Annotated in this window: 17 protein-coding genes; 8 read left to right on the top strand and 9 right to left on the bottom strand. The window is 42.4% G+C overall.

Features of this window, described 5'->3' with window-relative positions; translation table 11 throughout:
• The first annotated feature begins 139 nt into the window (after nucleotides 1-139).
• On the top strand, nucleotides 140-1,009 hold the full coding sequence (locus tag H6G96_RS18830; protein WP_190912857.1) for a DUF5895 domain-containing protein: 870 nt from the start codon (nucleotides 140-142) through the stop codon (nucleotides 1,007-1,009).
• A gap of 64 nt (nucleotides 1,010-1,073) precedes the next feature.
• Here the strand turns inward: H6G96_RS18830 and H6G96_RS18825 are convergent, their stop codons facing one another.
• From H6G96_RS18825 to H6G96_RS18805, 5 genes are all read right to left on the bottom strand, one after another.
• Nucleotides 1,074-2,357: a murein transglycosylase A gene (locus H6G96_RS18825; RefSeq protein WP_190912900.1), complete on the bottom strand. Its 1,284-nt coding sequence runs from the start codon at nucleotides 2,355-2,357 to the stop codon at nucleotides 1,074-1,076.
• Between the two features lie 3 nt (nucleotides 2,358-2,360).
• On the bottom strand, nucleotides 2,361-2,615 hold the full coding sequence (locus H6G96_RS18820) for a hypothetical protein (RefSeq protein ID WP_190728057.1): 255 nt from the start codon (nucleotides 2,613-2,615) through the stop codon (nucleotides 2,361-2,363).
• Between the two features lie 233 nt (nucleotides 2,616-2,848).
• Nucleotides 2,849-3,016 (bottom strand): hypothetical protein, encoded by a 168-nt coding sequence (locus tag H6G96_RS18815; RefSeq protein ID WP_190912904.1) that lies wholly within the window; start codon nucleotides 3,014-3,016, stop codon nucleotides 2,849-2,851.
• A 172-nt stretch (nucleotides 3,017-3,188) separates the two neighbouring features.
• Nucleotides 3,189-3,809: a pentapeptide repeat-containing protein gene (locus H6G96_RS18810; protein WP_190912856.1), complete on the bottom strand. Its 621-nt coding sequence runs from the start codon at nucleotides 3,807-3,809 to the stop codon at nucleotides 3,189-3,191.
• A gap of 102 nt (nucleotides 3,810-3,911) precedes the next feature.
• Nucleotides 3,912-4,874, bottom strand: a complete 963-nt coding sequence (locus H6G96_RS18805; RefSeq protein WP_190728059.1) for an orange carotenoid protein N-terminal domain-containing protein — start codon at nucleotides 4,872-4,874, stop codon at nucleotides 3,912-3,914.
• Between the two features lie 671 nt (nucleotides 4,875-5,545).
• Between H6G96_RS18805 and H6G96_RS41450 the strand changes: the two genes are divergently transcribed.
• Both H6G96_RS41450 and H6G96_RS18800 read left to right on the top strand, forming a co-directional pair.
• Nucleotides 5,546-5,737: a high light inducible protein gene (locus H6G96_RS41450; protein WP_347242250.1), complete on the top strand. Its 192-nt coding sequence runs from the start codon at nucleotides 5,546-5,548 to the stop codon at nucleotides 5,735-5,737.
• A 64-nt stretch (nucleotides 5,738-5,801) separates the two neighbouring features.
• On the top strand, nucleotides 5,802-6,041 hold the full coding sequence (locus H6G96_RS18800) for a hypothetical protein (protein WP_190912855.1): 240 nt from the start codon (nucleotides 5,802-5,804) through the stop codon (nucleotides 6,039-6,041).
• A 490-nt stretch (nucleotides 6,042-6,531) separates the two neighbouring features.
• Here H6G96_RS18800 and trpE read toward each other — a convergent pair whose 3' ends face one another.
• The 3 genes from trpE to H6G96_RS18785 all read right to left on the bottom strand — a co-directional run bounded on the left by trpE (nucleotide 6,532) and on the right by H6G96_RS18785 (nucleotide 10,736).
• The gene (gene trpE, locus H6G96_RS18795) at nucleotides 6,532-8,061 is read right to left on the bottom strand and encodes an anthranilate synthase component I (protein WP_190912854.1); all 1,530 of its coding nucleotides are present in this window, start codon (nucleotides 8,059-8,061) and stop codon (nucleotides 6,532-6,534) included.
• A 95-nt stretch (nucleotides 8,062-8,156) separates the two neighbouring features.
• Nucleotides 8,157-8,582 carry a photosystem I reaction center subunit II PsaD gene (locus H6G96_RS18790; RefSeq protein WP_190912853.1) on the bottom strand — a complete coding sequence of 142 codons (426 nt, stop codon included), beginning with the start codon at nucleotides 8,580-8,582 and terminating at the stop codon, nucleotides 8,157-8,159.
• Between the two features lie 144 nt (nucleotides 8,583-8,726).
• On the bottom strand, nucleotides 8,727-10,736 hold the full coding sequence (locus H6G96_RS18785) for a DICT sensory domain-containing protein (protein ID WP_190912852.1): 2,010 nt from the start codon (nucleotides 10,734-10,736) through the stop codon (nucleotides 8,727-8,729).
• An 859-nt stretch (nucleotides 10,737-11,595) separates the two neighbouring features.
• Here H6G96_RS18785 and H6G96_RS18780 point away from each other — a divergent pair.
• The 5 genes from H6G96_RS18780 (at nucleotide 11,596) to H6G96_RS18760 (ending at nucleotide 16,980) form a co-directional block, all read left to right on the top strand.
• Complete coding sequence (locus tag H6G96_RS18780) at nucleotides 11,596-13,887, top strand: amylo-alpha-1,6-glucosidase (RefSeq protein WP_190912851.1); 2,292 nt, start codon at nucleotides 11,596-11,598, stop codon at nucleotides 13,885-13,887.
• A 338-nt stretch (nucleotides 13,888-14,225) separates the two neighbouring features.
• The gene (locus H6G96_RS18775) at nucleotides 14,226-14,579 is read left to right on the top strand and encodes a phage holin family protein (protein ID WP_190912850.1); all 354 of its coding nucleotides are present in this window, start codon (nucleotides 14,226-14,228) and stop codon (nucleotides 14,577-14,579) included.
• A gap of 60 nt (nucleotides 14,580-14,639) precedes the next feature.
• Nucleotides 14,640-15,446: a superoxide dismutase gene (locus tag H6G96_RS18770; RefSeq protein WP_277932934.1), complete on the top strand. Its 807-nt coding sequence runs from the start codon at nucleotides 14,640-14,642 to the stop codon at nucleotides 15,444-15,446.
• 12 nt (nucleotides 15,447-15,458) lie between these two features.
• The gene (locus H6G96_RS18765) at nucleotides 15,459-16,796 is read left to right on the top strand and encodes a ferric reductase-like transmembrane domain-containing protein (protein ID WP_190912849.1); all 1,338 of its coding nucleotides are present in this window, start codon (nucleotides 15,459-15,461) and stop codon (nucleotides 16,794-16,796) included.
• A 46-nt stretch (nucleotides 16,797-16,842) separates the two neighbouring features.
• Complete coding sequence (locus H6G96_RS18760) at nucleotides 16,843-16,980, top strand: hypothetical protein (protein WP_190912848.1); 138 nt, start codon at nucleotides 16,843-16,845, stop codon at nucleotides 16,978-16,980.
• A 37-nt stretch (nucleotides 16,981-17,017) separates the two neighbouring features.
• On the opposite strand, the gene H6G96_RS18755 is transcribed toward H6G96_RS18760, so the two are convergent.
• A complete protein-coding gene (locus H6G96_RS18755) occupies nucleotides 17,018-18,295 on the bottom strand; it encodes a glycosyltransferase (protein ID WP_190912847.1) in 1,278 nt (425 codons plus the stop codon).
• Between the last annotated feature and the right edge of the window lie 497 nt (nucleotides 18,296-18,792).

The following is an 18,792-nucleotide window of genomic DNA, read 5'->3' as shown; positions in this document are numbered from 1 at the left end:
AATCTGGAAAAACTACTACGTCAGTTTGACGCTACGTTCAGCCTTCTTTTAAGGGCGACGTACCAAGTTCTGCTTCTGGTTCTCCAGGATCAGCGTGCCGATAAACTTGTTCAATAAAACACTTTGATAGCCTAAAACGATGAAAGCATCTGCTAATTTCGACTTTGAAGACGAGAAATTTAATGCACCGCCTTCTCAAGTCATCCCCTGGTGTCAGATGATTAATCCTCGGTATGGCACAGATGGTATGCAATCCCACGGTTTGGCGATTAAGCTAGATAATGCTAATGCTGTCGGTTTTGTGCCAGATGAGAATTGGCAGCAGGTAGAGCATGAATTTAGCTCTGGAGTTGAAACAGTTTTTATTAGCACTACTCCACGTTTGGTTTTAGTGCGTCGGGGACCATTGTCTGTCAAAGACCGGGAAAGTGGTCTGAAGCTAGGTACGCTCAAAGAGAATTATGATGCTTTTTTAGCAGACAAACTTAAATTTAAAACCTTTACTCGCTATCTAATTTTTATAGTGGGTGAAAATAAAAAGTTTTTACATGAATCACCACTACAGCTAACTCTTAATGGTGCAGCCGGAGCGAGTTTCAGCAAAACCTACTGCGAATATCAACAAGGCAAAGTAGTTAGTGGATTCGTTGCTGAACTAGAAAAAACTTATGCTGTTTATCGCAAGCAACCCTTGGCACCCAAAGGGCCATTGTTCCACGCTCACGGGATTTTTTGCCCCATAATTGAGTGCGAAGAAAGAGGTATTGAACCAAATACAGTTCTGGTAGCTTCAACTGTAGACTACAAACATCCCACGGTAGGGACTTTAACACAATATTTAATTGCTTCCGATTCTCTTGAGTCTGCAATGATTTGCAAGACTTTTGAAGAATACAAAGATTTTGGAAAGGAACTTGTGAAATCAGAAACGCCTAAATTGGCAATGGCAGGAGTTTCTAACTCTTACGTTTATGCCGATGAAGATGATTTTGCTTATCCACCATATTAGGTGGGAGTGGGGAGTGGGGGCTGGGAAAACTATTCCCTATTCCCTATTCCCTATTCCCTATTCCCTATTCTTTGAGCAGCAAATAATATAGTGAACCATTACCGCCTGTGATACCAGCGCGATCGCCTGCTAGTTTACCAGAACCCATGAAATAATCCACCCGGCCCGGACCTTTGATGGCACTTCCTGTATCTTGGTCAAGTACAAAGCGGCTGACAATACGCTTCTGTAATTTGCCACCACTGACGGGATAGGGAAACGAGTTATGAATTAGCGCTAGCGCTCCCGGAGGCATGAGAGACTTATCTGTAGCAATGGAACGTTCTGCTGTTACTGGCACATGAATACTACCAGTAGCTGGTCTACCACTTGTTTCCTGAAAGAAAACAAATCGTTCCCAGCGTGGCAGATAATTGCTTAACTCCTGCGGCTTTCCCCGGAAATAACTAATCAAACGTGGCATTGTCAATCCTTCCAGTGGAAGTTTGCCATCTTTGGCTAGTTCTTTGCCGATACTAGTCCAAGGGTAATCAGTTCCACCTGCATAGCCAATTGATGTTCTTTTGCCATTAGTTAATTTAATTTGGGCAGAACCTTGGATATGTACCATATATGCATCTAAGCGATCGCGAAACCAAAGCATTTCTAAACCGCGCAATTTGCTCTTGTTCCCTTTTAAACCATCCTTCCCTTCCAAATCAATTCGTTTGGGGTGGGGTTTGGACCATTGGCTGAAATTAGGTGGTAGCCGATAAAGAGGATACTTATATATTGCAGTTTTGACACGGCTAGCGGTGTAAATAGGTTCGTAGTAAGCAGTGAATTTAACAGTACCCTTGCCATCGTTACCTACAGACTGGTAAAAGACAAACTCACGGCGGACAGCAGCTTGTAGTTGCGCTGCTGACTTAGAACTGACAACTAGTTGGCGAAAACGTACCAAACTCCGGCGGACGCGATCAAGGGTAATTTCTCGAATTGGATAATTTTGATATGCTGCGATCGCCTCTTTCTTTGTTAAGTAAAGCAAACTGTTATCAATGGAAGCCAACAGTGCTTTGCGATCACCTTCGGTGGACGAAGCGCCAACGCCTGTTTTACCCCTTTGACCCCACAGTTGCTCATCCCAACCCAAGCAAGCGTGCTGGGGCGTACAATCGGTTCCGATAGCGATTGGTTTTAGCGGTGGCGTTACATCAGGAATGGTTGGTACTGGCAGAGGGAGATCAGGGGCGGTGGGTACTGGCAACGGCAGTAAGTTAGGAACCTGAGCAACAGAAGACCAGAGAGGGTTGTTTACAAGGGCGATTCCCAGACTTAAGGAAAGCAAAGCAAGGGTTTTTCTCATCATTTAGTTGAATCTTTCAACACTGGAACTAAAAATTGGTTCTACCCGGATTGCCACAATCCGAGAAGGGCGTACTACCATATATTCCCCTTGAATATTTTTGATCGGTACGCTAATAAAGTCATTAGAAGCAGACTTTGGCACAAGTTCGCCGCTATACCATTTCTGAAACTCTTGAATAGTAGGAAAGCGTACTTCTTCCCGATGACCGCTTTCCAGTAGGAGGTATACGGCATATTCATTTGCAGTTCTAGCCATAAGATTGGATGATTTGAAAAACATTCAACCCATTGTTAACTACGTAACCCCCGAATGAAAAGGGTAAGCATACGGGAGGTGAGGGAACAAGGGAGAATTTACTTCCCTTCTTCTCATACCCGATGCCCAATGACTCTTCAGGTTAACTGAAAGTTTCATGATTTCAAAACTCTTCATACATACAAATGCAAATGCCGGACTGTGGTTTGTCCGCTTTTGCGATCGCAATCAAGCTACTTTGAGTGCGCTCCAAGTCTACCAGTTGGCGAATAAGCCTGTGCCTGCATTAAGGCGACTCCAACTTGGGTAGCGATCGCCTCTACTAAAGCTACATCATCCTTAAATATATAAAATATATATTGTGATAAAGTCTCAAAAGAAAATAATTGGGGATTCGTCATACATCTGGAATTTGTTTTAACTTATGTTTTAAATCAATTCCAGATGCAATCCTCAACCCCCGTTATTCATACCCACCCTATGAGTATATTGAGTGTGGGAACTTTTGTGTAGCGTTAAGAATGAAAGACTGATTTATTAAATTTTCGATTTTTAATTAGACCGTAGCGACGCTCAACCCGCTTCAATTAAGCTTCGTTCAGTTAGGGTGACTCCATTAAACAAGCAGTGGTGCAAATCGACCTCGGTCAGGTCTACTTCTGAAAAATCAACGTTACTTAGATCAGTTTTGTACAAAATAGCTTTGGCAAGGCTGGTATGACTCAGGTCTGCATTGCTCAAGTTTGCCCCAGTCAGGTTTGCACCACTGAGATTTGCCCCAGCTAAGTTTGCACCACTGAGGTTGGTATAGCGTAAGTCTGCTCCAGCCAAGTTTGCGCCACTGAGGTCAGCACCATGTAAGTCTGCTAAACGTAAGTCTGCTTTCACAAGGATTCCCTTATGCAAATCCACCTGACTGAGAGTTGCCCGTATTAAATTAGCAGCCTTGAGGTTTGCCAAAATCAGGTTTGCTCCACTGAAGTCGGTTCTCCAAAGAGCCGCCGCAGTCAAATTTGCTTCGATCAGATTTGCTCCGCGCAGGTTAGTCTGTGATAAAGTCGCGTTAGCTAAGTTAGCTCTATTCAAATTAATTCCAGCTAAACAAACTTCGCTGAGGTTAACTAAGTGCAGACTTATTTGAGTGAAATTTCTCTCTCCTGCACAATAGCGTTTGAGAAGTTCATCAGCATCCATACAGCCCGCCTCCCAAAATCTCCATTTCTCACCTGAAAACTACAGTATCTACTCGTTAAATCACAGTAGGGGCACGGCATACCGTGCCTCTACAAGAGTGGTTTATTTACGTACTAGGTTGAGCAGTTCTTTAGGAGAAGCAAGCAAGTCAATCCCTACGAAGAAGATTTTATCTTGGGGATCTAGCAAAAACCGCCATGCAATATTCATCCCAACACTGGCACCGAACCAAGGGGTTTGAACTTTGCCTGTGACTTTAATTTGGGTATAGCCATCTTCCACTGGCTCAGATATACCACGCTCTGGGATCATCTTCAATCCCTGGCATTCTTCACGCATATAAGCGCGGATTGCCTCTTGACCAATAATTGGTCTTTCAAAGGGGGGTTGCAAGGCACCTTCAGAGAGAAACAGAGCAACCGCAGCATCAAAGTCATTGGCATTCATGTTATTGATATAGCCCAACACCGTAGGATTATTGATGCCCTCAATGGTGACTTTAGTCCGAAACGCTGGTGCAGTGGGAGGAGCAACAGGTTCTGAGACTTTTTTGTAACTACCGGGAGCATTTGGGTCAAATCCCATGCTAATTACGGTATTACGTAGAATTGTAATTTGTTGACCTGAATCAGCATTGCGGATGGCTTGCAACACATCAGCAGCTTTAGGAGAAAGTTTGTAGCCTTCTGGGATAGGAGCAACAATTCCCTGGGCCATCCATTCTCCTAACTGATACCAAAAGCCCAATTTGATGTTCACCGTGAAGGATGCATAAGAACGACACAGGGGAGTGTCAGCACGGTTAGCCAAATCGTACATGACTTGCGTTTGAGCCTCAAAAGGCATCTGCTTAATTTGTTCGAGTAAGCCTTGTGCAAGGATCATGTTAGCTGCTCCTGGAGCGGCAACTGTAATACTTCTACCCATCTCGGTATAGGCAAACCAGAGTAATGCTAGTTGATCTTCAGCATTGAGCTGAGAAAATGATTCGACAATGTTTGGAACAAGGTCAGCAACTAGAGTTCCGGGAAAAATACTTTGAGCCGACTGGATGGTAAAAGACATAACAAAAGTTCCCAAAAGAAAATTACAGTTCTATCGAATGTGAAAATCAAATATGCAAAGACGGAAGAAAGATGCGTTTAGCCTTTACCAAAGGCATAGTGATTCTGTTGCCTATGAGTTTGAATACTCGGCAAAGCACATTGCAGGCTTAACTGCACAGTTATCTAGAAAGCTTTAATCAACTGTGGTTTAACGCATTAATGTTGTTTTTGTGTCTTTATGTAAAGAAACATAACAATTTCGTTACAAATAAGCAATACTTTCTCAGTTATAAATTGATAATTTCTATTTATATAAAATACAAGTTTTGTTTAAAACAGATTATGCATAATTGCAAACTTATTGTGCGAAACGCTCTTGCGTTTGAGCGTCACAGACTGTTGTAAACACCCTCACTTGGCGCACGCATCCAAAATACTCTACTTGCTTGGTACGGTTTTTACTACTTTTTTATTTATGTCAAGTACTTGTGAAAAATATTTACATTAGTTAATATTCGTTTACAGATAACAAAAGCAAAGAGTAAAAGATAATCTGTTGCATTTAACTTGAACATTTACATAAAGGCTGATGACCGATGACTGATAACCGTCAACAGTTAACAGTTAACGACCGTAAAGAGTGTTTATACAATTTAGGCGCGTATCAGCTTAACAAATAGAGGCTTTACTATTAATGAGCGCGGCCAACTCTATAGATTTACGATTGAACCCAAGGTTTATGTTGATGAAACCCCAAAGACAGGCTTTACCAAATATGCTGAAAAATTAAATGGTCGTTTGGCAATGATTGGTTTTATCTCACTCATAGCCTTGGAAATTTTCACCGGAAACGATTTGGTTGGATGGTTAACCAACCTTTAGAGGAGACACGTCAGATTTACGAATTTTCTTTAGTTGACAAATAAAACAATTTAGAGGCAAACTTATGAAAACAGATTTTGATTACTCCAGAAAAGATTTGATTGGATCAGTCGTTTTTAGACCTGATTTCAATAACTTTGAGACCATTAATGCAAATCAAGCGTGGTCACTGTTTTTCACTGCTGGTAAAGACGACAAGGGGCTGGGACAAGAAATTGAATTCGGCAGATTTTTTACTAACCTCTTAATTGCTATTGGAGCAACTGGAATTCTTTGGGGGATTTACTTCAGCCAATTGGGATGAGCAAGTTTGTTCGTTTCTAGTGTGTCGTAGCTTTAACGAAGGTCTTGGATTTGAATACCAGGACTTTTTTTCACTTTTCAATACTTTAAAAAATTCTGTTAGCTTTGGAAAAAGTTTGATGTTAATTGGATTTATAAAGCTTCCCAATTTGTCTAGGTATTGTGGATACGTAGGTTTAGAAGTAGCACAAATTGTTTCCAAACATCTTGCAGTTCAAACTAAAGCCTATGTAATTCAAAATAGAACAATATTGATAAATCAACTTTCAAAGTCTGGTCTGGATTCTCATACAGCAAATCGAACTGTTACTGTACTTATCTCAAGCCCGGTTTTACAATTAACCAACAAGAACCAGTGTGCAATTAGTTGGCGAAACTAAGCAATTCTCGCTTGAATGAGGGACACGGCAATGCCGTGTCCCTACAAGTATCCGTGTTTATATGTGGTTAATTATTTTTTCTGCACCTTACCCATGTGGGAATCGCTATATTTAGCGCAAACAACGAATTGCCTCTAATAGACCTCTGGCTTTGTTCAGGGTTTCTTCGTATTCTTTTTCTGGTTCAGAATCAGCCACCAAACCTGCACCGGCTTGCACGCTTACCGTATTATCATGGACTACCATTGTGCGAATTGCGATCGCACTATTTAATTGCCCTTCAAAATCGTAATATCCATACACACCGGAATAAACACCCCGACGGCTAGACTCTAACTCGTGGATAATTTCCATCGCCCTAATCTTGGGTGCGCCGCTTACCGTACCTGCTGGGAAGCAAGCTTTCAATAAATCCCATGCTGTTTTACCAAGTGCTAATTTACCCACAACATTGCTGACTATGTGCATTACATGGGAGTAGCGCTCAACTACCATTAATTCATCAACTTTGACGCTACCATTTTGACAAACACGCCCCAAATCATTGCGCCCTAAATCTACAAGCATCACATGTTCGGCAACTTCTTTGGGATCTTCGAGTAAATCCTTGGCAAAGGCTGCATCTTCTTGAGTAGTTTTACCCCGTGGACGCGTCCCGGCAATTGGGCGTACCGTTGCTATCACTCCACCATCGGAATCGGTTTCAGCTTTCACCATCACTTCAGGACTGGAACCGATGATTTGCCAATTTTGGAAGTTAAAGTAAGCCATGTAAGGCGAAGGGTTTATCTGACGTAGGGAGCGATAAAGAGCAAAGGGGTCGCCTGTGTATGCTGTTGATAATCGCTGGGAAATTACTACTTGGAAAATATCACCTGCTTTGATGTAGTCTTTGGCCTTTTGGACACTGGCACAAAAATCAGGCCGGGTAAAATCGCTCTTATACTCCTCTGCCTCTCTACCTGTGTCTTCTTCTGCTCCCTTGCTCCTTGGCGGTTTCCATTCCAATCTGGTTTTTTCTGGCGATAGCGGTAGAGATAGCTTTTCAAGCATTTGGGTGACGCGATCGCACGCTTGTTGATAAGCTGCTTTTAAATCTACTTTCGGGTCACGTAAATCAGCATAAGCGATCGCCCAAATTTTCCGCTTCACTTGGTCAAAAATCAAGATGTGGTCTACCTGCATCCACAACCCATCAGGGATATTTCGCTCATCTGGTGGGTGAATTGGCACGCGCGGCTCAATCCAGCGAATTAATTCATAGCCCCAAAACCCAAACAAACCACCAATTCCTGGCGGTAGCTGTGGTAGCTTAACTGGGTGAAAAGGTGCTAAACATTCGGCTAAAGCTGTAAAAGGGTCGCCTGCAAAAACGACTTGCGAACCATCACGGTTTAACTGGGTCGTATGCTCGCCCCTTGCTTCCAAAACCCAAAGCGGATCGCAACCCACTAAACTATAGCGTCCTAGTTTTTCCCCACCTTCTATCGATTCCAACAAAAAGCTATAGGGCTGACCTGCACAGACTTTATACCAAGCAGATACGGGCGTATCTAGGTCTGCTACCCATTCTTGATATACCGGGACGAAGTTGCCTTGTTGCGCTAGGGTGCAAAACTGGGAGAAATCCGGAAACATCATTATTTTTCAAAGGTAATTGGTAATTGGTAATGGGTAATGGGTTTTTATATTACCAATTACCCATTACTAATTACCCATTAGCTAGTAAAAGCTAGTTACGGAGCGTCGTAGGTAGTAACACCGCTAAACTTGACTTTAGAGGGACTGGGGTTTTGTCCGATACGACGGTCTACATAACGCACTTTGTCACGACCTGGGTTAACCTTTTCAGGGAATACACCATCAGCTGGGTGAAGTAAAGTGGTTTCTCCGTTGGGTAAAATCCGGTAAATTTTGTAATCATTAATTTTGAGTTTCCGGAGTTGCTGACCGCCCAAAAAGATTCCATATTCTTTACGAGCTATATACAGCAGGTTTTCACCTTTCCGCATAGTAGCAGTACCACCTGTAGGCATTTCAAAAACTTGCTCTTTTGGGCTAGTCCAAGTGATAGCGTACTTTTCTTCCAATGCTGCTTTTGTGAGCAAGCCACCAGTGTGGCCACCGAATAGCGGGGTTTGTCCAGAGAGTGTTTCTGCCATAAAGTCGTTCTCTCAACGTTTTTAAGGAATCGTAACACTGCAACCAGGATCATATTGCGATCGCGTCATAGACTGTAACAGTTTTTAGTCATTAGTCATTTGTCATTAGGCCTTTGTTCAAAACCAATGCCCCATGCCCTATGCCTATTTACTCCTAACTTTTGTCCGCTTTTCCTCTTTGCTACTTTGAACAATGGGGATGGTGAAGTGAAACTGACTACCTTGGTCTTTGCCAGTTGACTCTGCCCAAATTTCCCCACCCCAGCCATTAACAATTTGACGGCAAATTGCTAAACCAAGTCCAGTCCCGCCAGTAGTGCGGCGCAGCGCTCCCTCTTCTTGATAGAAGCGATCAAAAACTACTTCTAAACGATTCGGTTCGATGCCGCGTCCAGTGTCAGCTACAGTCACCTCGACCATTTGATGCCTGTTCTGGATCGCTTTAATGGTGATTTCTCCTTGGGGTGGCGTAAATTTACAAGCATTATCCATAAGTTTTGCTAGTACCTCTACTAGCCAATCACCATCGGCTCTTACCAGAGGTAAGTTGTCGGCAATTTTAGTTTTGATTTTAGGCGGCTTTTCCGCTGAGGAACGAGTACGATTGCGGCTGAGTGATAAATCTACACACTCTTGTAAACTCAGGGATTCTGGGTGCCATTCTACTCGACCGCTTTCCAGGTTGGAAAGTGTAAGAAAATCTTGTACCAATTTTCGCATCCGCTCTGAATCGGAAAGAGCAGTGTTGAGCATGACCTGCTGCAACTCCAAGGGCATATCCGGCTCACTAGCGAGGCTTTCTAGGCACACTTGAATGGTGGATAGGGGGGTACGCAGTTCATGCCCGGTGATGGCTATGAGGTTGCTGCGGGTGCGGTCTAAGGCTTCTAACTGCTGGTTAAGTTCCTCTAGGTTGGCGTAAGCTTCCGCTTGGATGAGAGCGGCTCCCACTTGGGTAGCGATCGCTTTTACCAAATCCAATTCCCCAGGTTGGCACTCATGCGGTGGCATTCGGCAATAGTGTAACTCCACAATGCCTAATAATCGCCCCTGATAGAATACTGGTTCCATCAGCCAAGAACGAATGGCAAACTTTTTGGCGATCAAGGAAAGTCCTGGCGAATTGCTAACACGAGGGTCATTCAGTGTATCGCTAATACAGACTCCTTCGCCTTGTTGCACTATGTCCTGAAATAGGGAATTTTTCTCTAATTCCCAAGTTTGCCCACGAACAGATAAAATACCGGGATTCAAAAACTCGTGTTCAATTATGGCTTGGTTATCTGCGGCTTGAGCGCGGTAAATTAGACAGCGACAAGCTTCTAGGTGTTGTCCTAATTCTTGTGCCGCCACCTGGAGAACTTCGTGAGGATCGAGCGATCGCCGAATAGCAGTGCTAATCGAGTTGACTAATTGTTCTTTTCGTGCCTGGGCAGCAATAGAACGGTAGGCTTTGTGTAATTTATACTGACTAGCTTGCAAATAAGTTACTAAGCGCTGTACAAAGGGGTCTGTATCGATGTCACAAGCATATTCATTGAGCTGTTCTGCTCCAGAGTAGCTCCGCGGCTCTCCTATACCAAACCTCTGACGTGCCTCCTCAATTTTACTTGCCAATTCTGGTCTGTAAACCAAAATCCTGTCTAATAGCAATTCAGCTGCTTTGAGGCTAACTCCCCTTTCCGATGTCCAAACTCCCTCAAATCTTCGCGCTGTGTCTATATCCAGACTAGGGCTTAGTTCTGGTATTTGCTTGTTTTTAGCAATAGAACCAAGGCTTTCCCGGCAAACTAGACAAGTTGCATAATTGTCGGCAATCACTACCAAATGCCACTCTTGGCTTAAGCCATCCGTTGGCTCAAAAGCGATCTTTTCGTAGTGTTCCGAACTGTTGGTGAAATCCGTTTCTGGAGCAGATAATACATATATTTGGTTACTCCGCAAAGCAAGTCGCAGGTAGCGATGAGCTTCTTGGCGGTAAAATCGCTCTCGCTGGAAACTAGCAATTACAAGGGGTTGTGCTAAAGTCGCAGCCAAAACTTGATCTTCCATCGCATGGGAGAGCGCCGTTAGTGAAGCCTTAAAATATAGCTGGGGCCGCAAGTATGGTAGGGACTTTAGCAGATCACTCAGCACAGAAGTCGAAATGCTCATGAATTATTGTTAAACGCTCAACCTCGACAAGATCAAAAGTCACAGCTGCATTGTACAAATTCCAAGGGACTCTCAAGTTAAATAGAGGATTGCAATATGTAAAGAACGCGCTTAAGCACTTTCTGCCAAAGCAGGAGCAACACTTTGTTACGAATTAGGAGGAGTGGGTACAACTTGATTTGTTGATTGACAACCTACTACGCCCAATATACATTCTTGACCAACTTTGAAATATGCTTGCATAACTAAAATATTTCATGGCTAAGTACCAAATAACTAATTATTGTATTGTTTTAACTGTTACATTCGCTAATAAACACTGGGCAGTGATTGATAGCCCAGGCTTTGGCGTAGCCTGTCGTAGACATTGCCTAGTTTCCCTATGTTGTAAATAAATGTTTTTACCCAAAAATCATTATTGCTACATTCACATAAATTAATCAATAAATTAATTATCATAAATTAATTTAATTAAACACCATAGCTATTTAAGACAAAATCGTATACCACTAGAGAACAAATACTATCTATGTCCAACAAAAACTGTTAATTTCGCCTTTTTGCTGAGTATCTTATATGTCTTGTGTCTTGGAAAAGTTTAATGACTAAATAAATTATCTAAAAATCCTCAGTTTCCAGCCTTGAGTTTTGAGCTATAAAATATAAGTTTATAAATTTCTGCTTATACAAATTTGAACACTGCTATTTTGTCATCAGTAGTTATGATGTAAGTATTATTTTTTTAACTCCAATCGTTCAAACGAGTTTTAGGAGCATATTTTTTTTGAAAGTTGTGAGGGTCAGCGAACTCTACTCGCAAGACCACAAAAATATAGACCTGTATACGGAACTTTAACTAATGACACCGGATACGCTAATGACCCCGGAAAAAATTTTCCTAGATGGAAAAACTTTTATTCCTGCCGAACAATTACCTATCCCGGAGTGGCCTGGTGTTGTGAGTGAAAAATCACAACCGACACTGACGGTTAAAGATGATGATTTGTTTTTTGTGACAGATACTATCGGGAACATTTCTGGCTGTTCCCTCAAAGATGGTAATCCTAGCATGGGACTGTTTTGTTGTGATACGAGATTTCTCAATCGCCTAGAGTTTCAAATTGAAGGGCGATCGCCTGTACTCCTCAGTAGTACTGCTGAAAAAGGGTTTTCACTCTCAGTTTTGTGTACCAACCCCAGAATCGATGAACGCCTGAAAGCCGACACTGTAGGAATTCGCCGAGAAATGGTGCTGAATGGGGCACTATTTGAAGAAATAGAGGTATCTAACTACAGCACAACAACCGTCAGTTTTGAACTAAGTATCAGCTTTGATGCAGATTTTGTTGATTTATTTGAAGTCCGGGGCTATGACAGAGAAAAACGAGGTAGGCTTTTACGCTTAGTGGAACCGACGGTTGAAGAAGGAACATCTTCTCTAGCCGATGGCGTTCCACCTGTACCCAAAGAGCTACACGCTTTTAAAGAAGAATCTTTAACACTTGCCTATCAAGGTCTTGATGGCTCGGTGATGGAATCTCGTATTTTATTCCAGTATCGCCAACCAGACTATTTTAAGGGGTACACTGCGGTTTGGCAGCTAGAGTTGGCTTCTCATGAAACTCAAAAGCTGGGCTACCGGGTGAATATGTTGAAAAACAACCAGTCCAGTTCAACCGTCAGCGCCGCCATCACATTAGGACAGGCGAAAGCCGCTGAGTTAATGGAGGAGCAACACTGGGTACAGCAAATTACCCGCATTAGTTCAGATAAGAGCATTTTCAATCGAGTGATTGAGCGAGCCGAACAAGATATGTATTTGTTGCGCCAGTCTTTTGGTAAGCATAAGACAGTTTCGGCTGGAGTGCCGTGGTTTTCTACACTATTTGGGCGAGATTCGCTGATTACAGCTTCCCAAACCCTGATGTTAAACTCGCAAATCGCCAAAGAAACTCTGATATTACTAGCCACATACCAAGGTAAAATCGACGACGAATGGCGCGAAGAAGAACCGGGTAAGATTTTACACGAGTTGCGTTTGGGAGAAATGGCTCGTTGTCAAGAAATTCCCCATACACCCTACTACGGTACAGTTGATGCTACTCCTCTATGGCTGATGCTATATGCCGAACATTATGCTTGGACTCACGATCAAGAACTCCTAGAGCAACTTTGGCCGAATGCTCTAGCAGCAATGGACTGGATTGATCGCAATATGAAAGAAACCAGCTACCTCAGCTACTTTCGTAAATCTAAACGCGGTCTTCCTAACCAAGGTTGGAAAGACTCTGACGACTGTATCGTAGACCACAAGGGAGAATTAGCCAACGGGCCAATTGCCCTTTGTGAGGTGCAAGCTTATGTCTATGCTGCAAAAATGCGCCTAGCAGAAATAGCTAGGATGAAAAAACGGCTTGATTTGGCAGATCGTTGGCAAGAAGAGGCTAGAAATCTTAAGCTTCGTTTTAATCAAGATTTTTGGGTAGAAGATCAAGATTTCTGTGCTTTGGCTTTGGATGGAGATGGCAAGCCAGTAGCCAGTATTACCTCAAATCCTGGGCATTGTCTGCACTTGGGGCTTTTCACCCACGAAAAAGCCTATAGTGTAGCAGAACGCTTGCGCGCACCAGATATGTTTAATGGTTGGGGCATCCGTACCTTGAGTAGTTTGTCACCCGCTTATAATCCGATGGGGTATCACATTGGTTCGGTTTGGCCCCATGATAACGCTCTAATTGCAATGGGATTGCGATCGCTCGGTCTTATCGATCAAGCCCTAGAAATTTTCCAAGGTTTATTCGACATGACTAGTCAGCAGCCTTATCAACGACCTCCAGAACTTTTCTGCGGCTACGAACGGAACGGTGATAATGCCCCTGTGCAGTATCCAGTTGCCTGCACTCCCCAAGCTTGGGCTACTGGTAGTGTCTTCCAACTGCTACAAATGATGGTTAACTTGGTACCTGATGCTCAAAATAATTGCTTGCGAATAATTGATCCTACTTTGCCAGAATCAATTAATCGCTTGTCCTTCCATAATTTGCGAGTTGGTCCCACCATCCTTGATTTAGAGTTTGAGCGTTCTGGTACTACGACTGCTTGTCGCGTTGCGAAAAAACGCGGTAATCTACGGGTGGTTATTGAAGCATAAGAGAGTAGGGAGTGGTGAATAACCCACTCTCAGTTTTATGCTTAGTGCGATTATGCTTCCGCTATTTGCCCTGTGTCTAAGGCAATCAAATAAGTCGGTGCTAATATTTTTAACTACGTTAAGGAATTTTAATGTCGCGTGTGTTGTCGCAGAGCGCAACGCACCGTCAAAAATCCAAAGTGCTTTAGCCTACGGCGTAATACATACGACTAATTAATTTATATTTATTCATATATATTAAATCTTCCTCGCAGACTACTGCTTTGTTGTCACTTTCTGTTCACATTCTTTTTATAAATTGAATTTGATAAAAGTCATTAAGAAGGAGAAAAATTATTATGATAGGACTCATAGTAACTTGGTTAGTCACTGCTATTAGCTTTTTGATTATTTCTAGAATTCCATTTTTGGGAATAGAAGTAGATAGTTTTGGTAAAGCAGTAATTTCTGCCATAGTCTTTGGTATTTTAAATGCTGTTTTGCTGCCTATCCTTACCTTTTTTACCTTTCCATTCATTGTGCTTACTTTGGGATTATTTTTCTTTGTCTTAAATGCCATCACTTTTGGATTGTCGGCTTTAATTGTCCCAGGTTTTAGATTACGTTATGGCTTTTGGAGCGCTTTGCTAGGTTCCATTACTTTAGCAATCATTAACTCAATTCTATTAAGAATCTTGGCTCCTTTTACCTAAGAAAAAGGAACAGTATGAACATTTTTCCTTTATTTAATAACCAGTAGGAGAACGTTAGCCATGAAATCATTTTTTAGGCAACCAGTCATGTGGTTTTGCATGGGGATTTTTCTAGTATCTACTCTATTTGCTTGTCAACCTCAAGAGATTGCATCGCCTCCAACTACTACAGCAACTCCTATACAAACGACTGCGCCTGTAACAAATACACGCCCTGTAGCTTATGTTGATCGCCAACTAAGCACAAATCCCGCCCAACTGCCACCATTACCTTACGCTTATAACGCTCTAGAAAAAGCTATTGACGCACAAACAATGAAACTGCATCATGATCAGCATCATGCAGCTTATGTCAATAACCTCAACGATGCCTTAAAAAAATATCCGCAACTGCAAAATAGCAGTGTAGAAACTTTGCTACGAGATTTGAATGGCATCCCTGAAGAGATTCGGACAACAGTACGTAACAATGGTGGCGGTCATCTTAACCATACGATTTTTTGGCAAATTATGAGTCCTCAAGGTGGCGGACAACCAACAGGAGAAATTGCTCAAGAAATCAACCAAAACTTTGGCAGTTTTGATGCTTTTAAAAAACAGTTTAATGAAGCGGGAGGCGATCGCTTTGGTAGTGGTTGGGTTTGGTTAGTGCGTAATCCCCAAGGTCAGTTGCAAATTACCAGTACACCAAATCAAGATAGCCCAATTACAGAAGGCTTGTATCCCATTATGGGTAATGATGTGTGGGAACACGCTTATTACCTAAGATATCAAAATCGCCGTGCCGATTATTTAAATAACTGGTGGAATGTAGTCAACTGGTCGGAAGTAAATAGACGCTCCCAAGCCTCACGCCAACAAACTTAGAGGAGGTGGCTGATGAAAAGTTTATTAATGCATAGCCCAGTTGCGATCGCATTTGGTTGGATTTGGGCGTATATATTCATCACCCTATTACCTTTACTAATTTTGCTCATTTATCCTCCACTGTCTGGAAGAGGATTTTGGATTGATTTTTCAGTTGCATTGGGTTTTATTGCTTTGGCGATGATGGCATTACAATTTGCTCTCACCGCCCGCATCAATCGGATTGAAGCCTCCTACGGCGTTGATATCATTCTTCAGTTTCACCGCTATATCTCGCTAGTAGCATTTACCTTTGTCCTGATTCATCCGTTGATTTTGTTCGTAGTCCAGCCAGAAACACTGCAACTATTGAACATTTTTACAGCACCGTGGCGAGCAAAGATGGCTGTTTCGGCAACTTTGGCGTTGATAGCACTGGTTGTCACCACCGTCTGGCGACAACAACTGAATATCCCTTACGAACCCTGGCGCACTGCTCATGGTGTTTTGGCAGTTTTAACAGTTGGCTTGGGACTGGGACACGCTATTGGCGTGGGTAATTATTTAGGGCTATTTTGGAAAGCAGTATTGTGGACTGCGATCGCACTAGTTGCTCTATGGTTACTAGTTTATGTGCGTCTGGTAAAACCTTGGTTAATGCTGAAAAAGCCTTATCTAGTAGAAGAAGTTCGTCCCGAACGTGGTGATGTGTGGACACTCGCACTCCGGCCAAGAGGACACAAAGGCTTTCAATTCCAACCTGGCCAATTTGCCTGGATTACCCTGGAAATCTCTCCGTTTCGGATGCGAGAACATCCCTTTTCTATGTCTTCCAATGGCGACAATCTTGAAAAGATAGAGTTCAGTATTAAAGCTTTAGGAGATTTTACCAAAACCATTAAAGATGTGCCACCCGGAACCAAAGCCTTTTTAGATGGCCCCTATGGAGTATTTACCACAGACCGCTATGAAGACACAGCCGGTTTTGTGCTGATTGCTGGGGGTATTGGGATTACTCCCATGATCAGTATGTTAACCACCCACGCTGAACGAAAAGATGAACGCCCTTACCTATTAATTTACGCGAGTAAGACTTGGGAAGATATCACCTTCCGGGAAGAACTTGATGAACTCAAGGAGAAGCTAGACCTAAATGTGGTTCATGTTCTTAGGGAACCACCTGAAGATTGGCCAGGGGAAACTGGCTATGTAGACAAGGAACTTTTACAACGTTATATACCGAAAAGACGGGCAACACGGCAATACTTTATCTGTGCATCACCAAAGATGATGGATCAAGTAGAAATAGCGTTGCATCAACTTGAAGTTCCACCTATGAACATCCACATGGAACACTTCAACCTTGTTTAATCCTTAATATTCGACTGCTAAACCCTGTAAAATCCAAAATCACATTATGCGTTACAGTATTATGCTGCAAATTTTAACAGCCATTACCCTAATTTTAGTTAGTGGTGCTGCCTTATTTGCCTGGATACAAAACCGTCCCCCTGAAACTAATAATGCTCAAGAACTAGGAATAAGCGATCGCTAGTACTGTAGATACTAGCGATCGCTAGTGGGTATTATCGTTAGTGTCTTATATTGCCTGTACCTACCTCCACCTTCTGCGATCCTTCAACGATTTGGTAAAGTTTGTCTTCAAATTTTTGCATACATGCCGACCAATCAAAGTCAAGTATAGAGGGGCGAGCGTGCCGAGTCATATCTGCTTTCAAATCAGGATTTTCTAGAATCGTAATCACCCTTTGAGCGAAGTCTGTAGGGTTATTAGGTTGGGCAAGAAAGCCGTTACGACCAGGAAATACCTGTTCTGAAGTTGACGGTGCAACAACGGCAACCAGAGGGGTTCCAGAGGCTAGTGCTTCGTTATTTGTAGTGCAGAAGTTTTCGGTGACGGAGGGATTGACAAAGACATCAGCTCTGGCAAACCAACCCAGAAGTTCTGTACCGTGAGACTCGCCCCATATAGTAATACCCGATCCAAACTTTTGGGCACGCTCACGGATCTCCTCATCTAGCGGGCCACTACCAACAATCACCAGATGGACATCAGGGATTTTGGCAGCAATGAGTGGAAATATATCAAGCAGTTGGTTGACATTCTTTTCGGGTGTGATGCGTCCGACAAACAAAAGAGTTGGTCGGTTGTCGTTAGGAATGGGGTTGTAACAAATGTTTCGCGGGTGAAATTTTTCGCAATCGATACCTTGATAAGCAACGTATTCAGCGCGTTGACATTTTAGTTCTTCGTATTTAGCGAGTTGTTCTTTAGAAGAAAAGTAATTGAAGTCATAAGACTCACTAAATTGCTTGACCAAAGTAGGAATGATCGGACGAACCAAGTTAAAGAACTTGTCCCCAAAGTAATATTTGATATATGCAACGATATCAGTATGGAAGAGTGATATTGTTGGTGTGCCTGTTCGTCTTCCGTATTGAGTCCCGATTGGGCGACCATAACCTTGCAAGAAAAATGAGTATAAACCTCTCATTTGCGCGGCTTCTTCAACCACGATAATATCAGGCTGAAATTTCTCCAGCAGTTTGGTATCGCTCCAATATCGATAGTTTAATGGTTGAGGAAGAGATTTATAGAATAACAGTGGTTGTGTGGGGAATGCGTAAGCAGAGAAATTGGGGAAAGACTCAATTTCATTCAAACCTGGCATGGGACGATCGCCAACATTTTTAGGGTAGCGATCGTTGATTTGCGGATGGATTAGAAAAACCTCATGTCCCTGCTCTAGCAGCCAACGAACCCGTTGGTGTACTGCAACGGAAACTCCAGTTAAGAAAGGAGCGTACAATCCTGTAAACAGTGCAATACGAAGTGGTTTCTTAGTCATAAGAAAGGGGAATATTTCACGAAAATGCTGTTTTTCAATTTAGGATTTACGCAGCAAATGTTTCATGAACATCCTGATTTTTTCGTTCAGAAATTCCCACCAATATAGTTAGACTAAGGATTTACGCATTTTCAAATAATTGAAATTATCGATTGTGAAGCGGATGTTTATAAACCTAGATTAGAGAATGTTGTAAAGATAGCCAACAATGTATCTAAAAACTTGAGATCCTCTTAAATTCTCCTTACAGAAGAAGAGCTTGAAAAGTTTGTCTCCCCGTTTTTAAAGGGCTAGCGGGGATCTCACTACAACTATAAGATTTACAAACATCCTCTGAAAAACTATCAAAACATCCAAGTTAATCAGTCAAAATTCCCCTTAATATATTTGTCTAAACTCTTGCAATTAATGCAAATACATTTGGTTATCAACAAGCCAAAGCGTGTATTCTAACAAGAGTTATAGCTAATATACTTCTACTAAATATAAGATAATAT

It is taken from the genome of Nostoc sp. FACHB-892 (genome assembly GCF_014698795.1).
Lineage (GTDB): Bacteria > Cyanobacteriota > Cyanobacteriia > Cyanobacteriales > Nostocaceae > Nostoc.
This window is presented reverse-complemented; position numbering and strand designations above follow the sequence as displayed.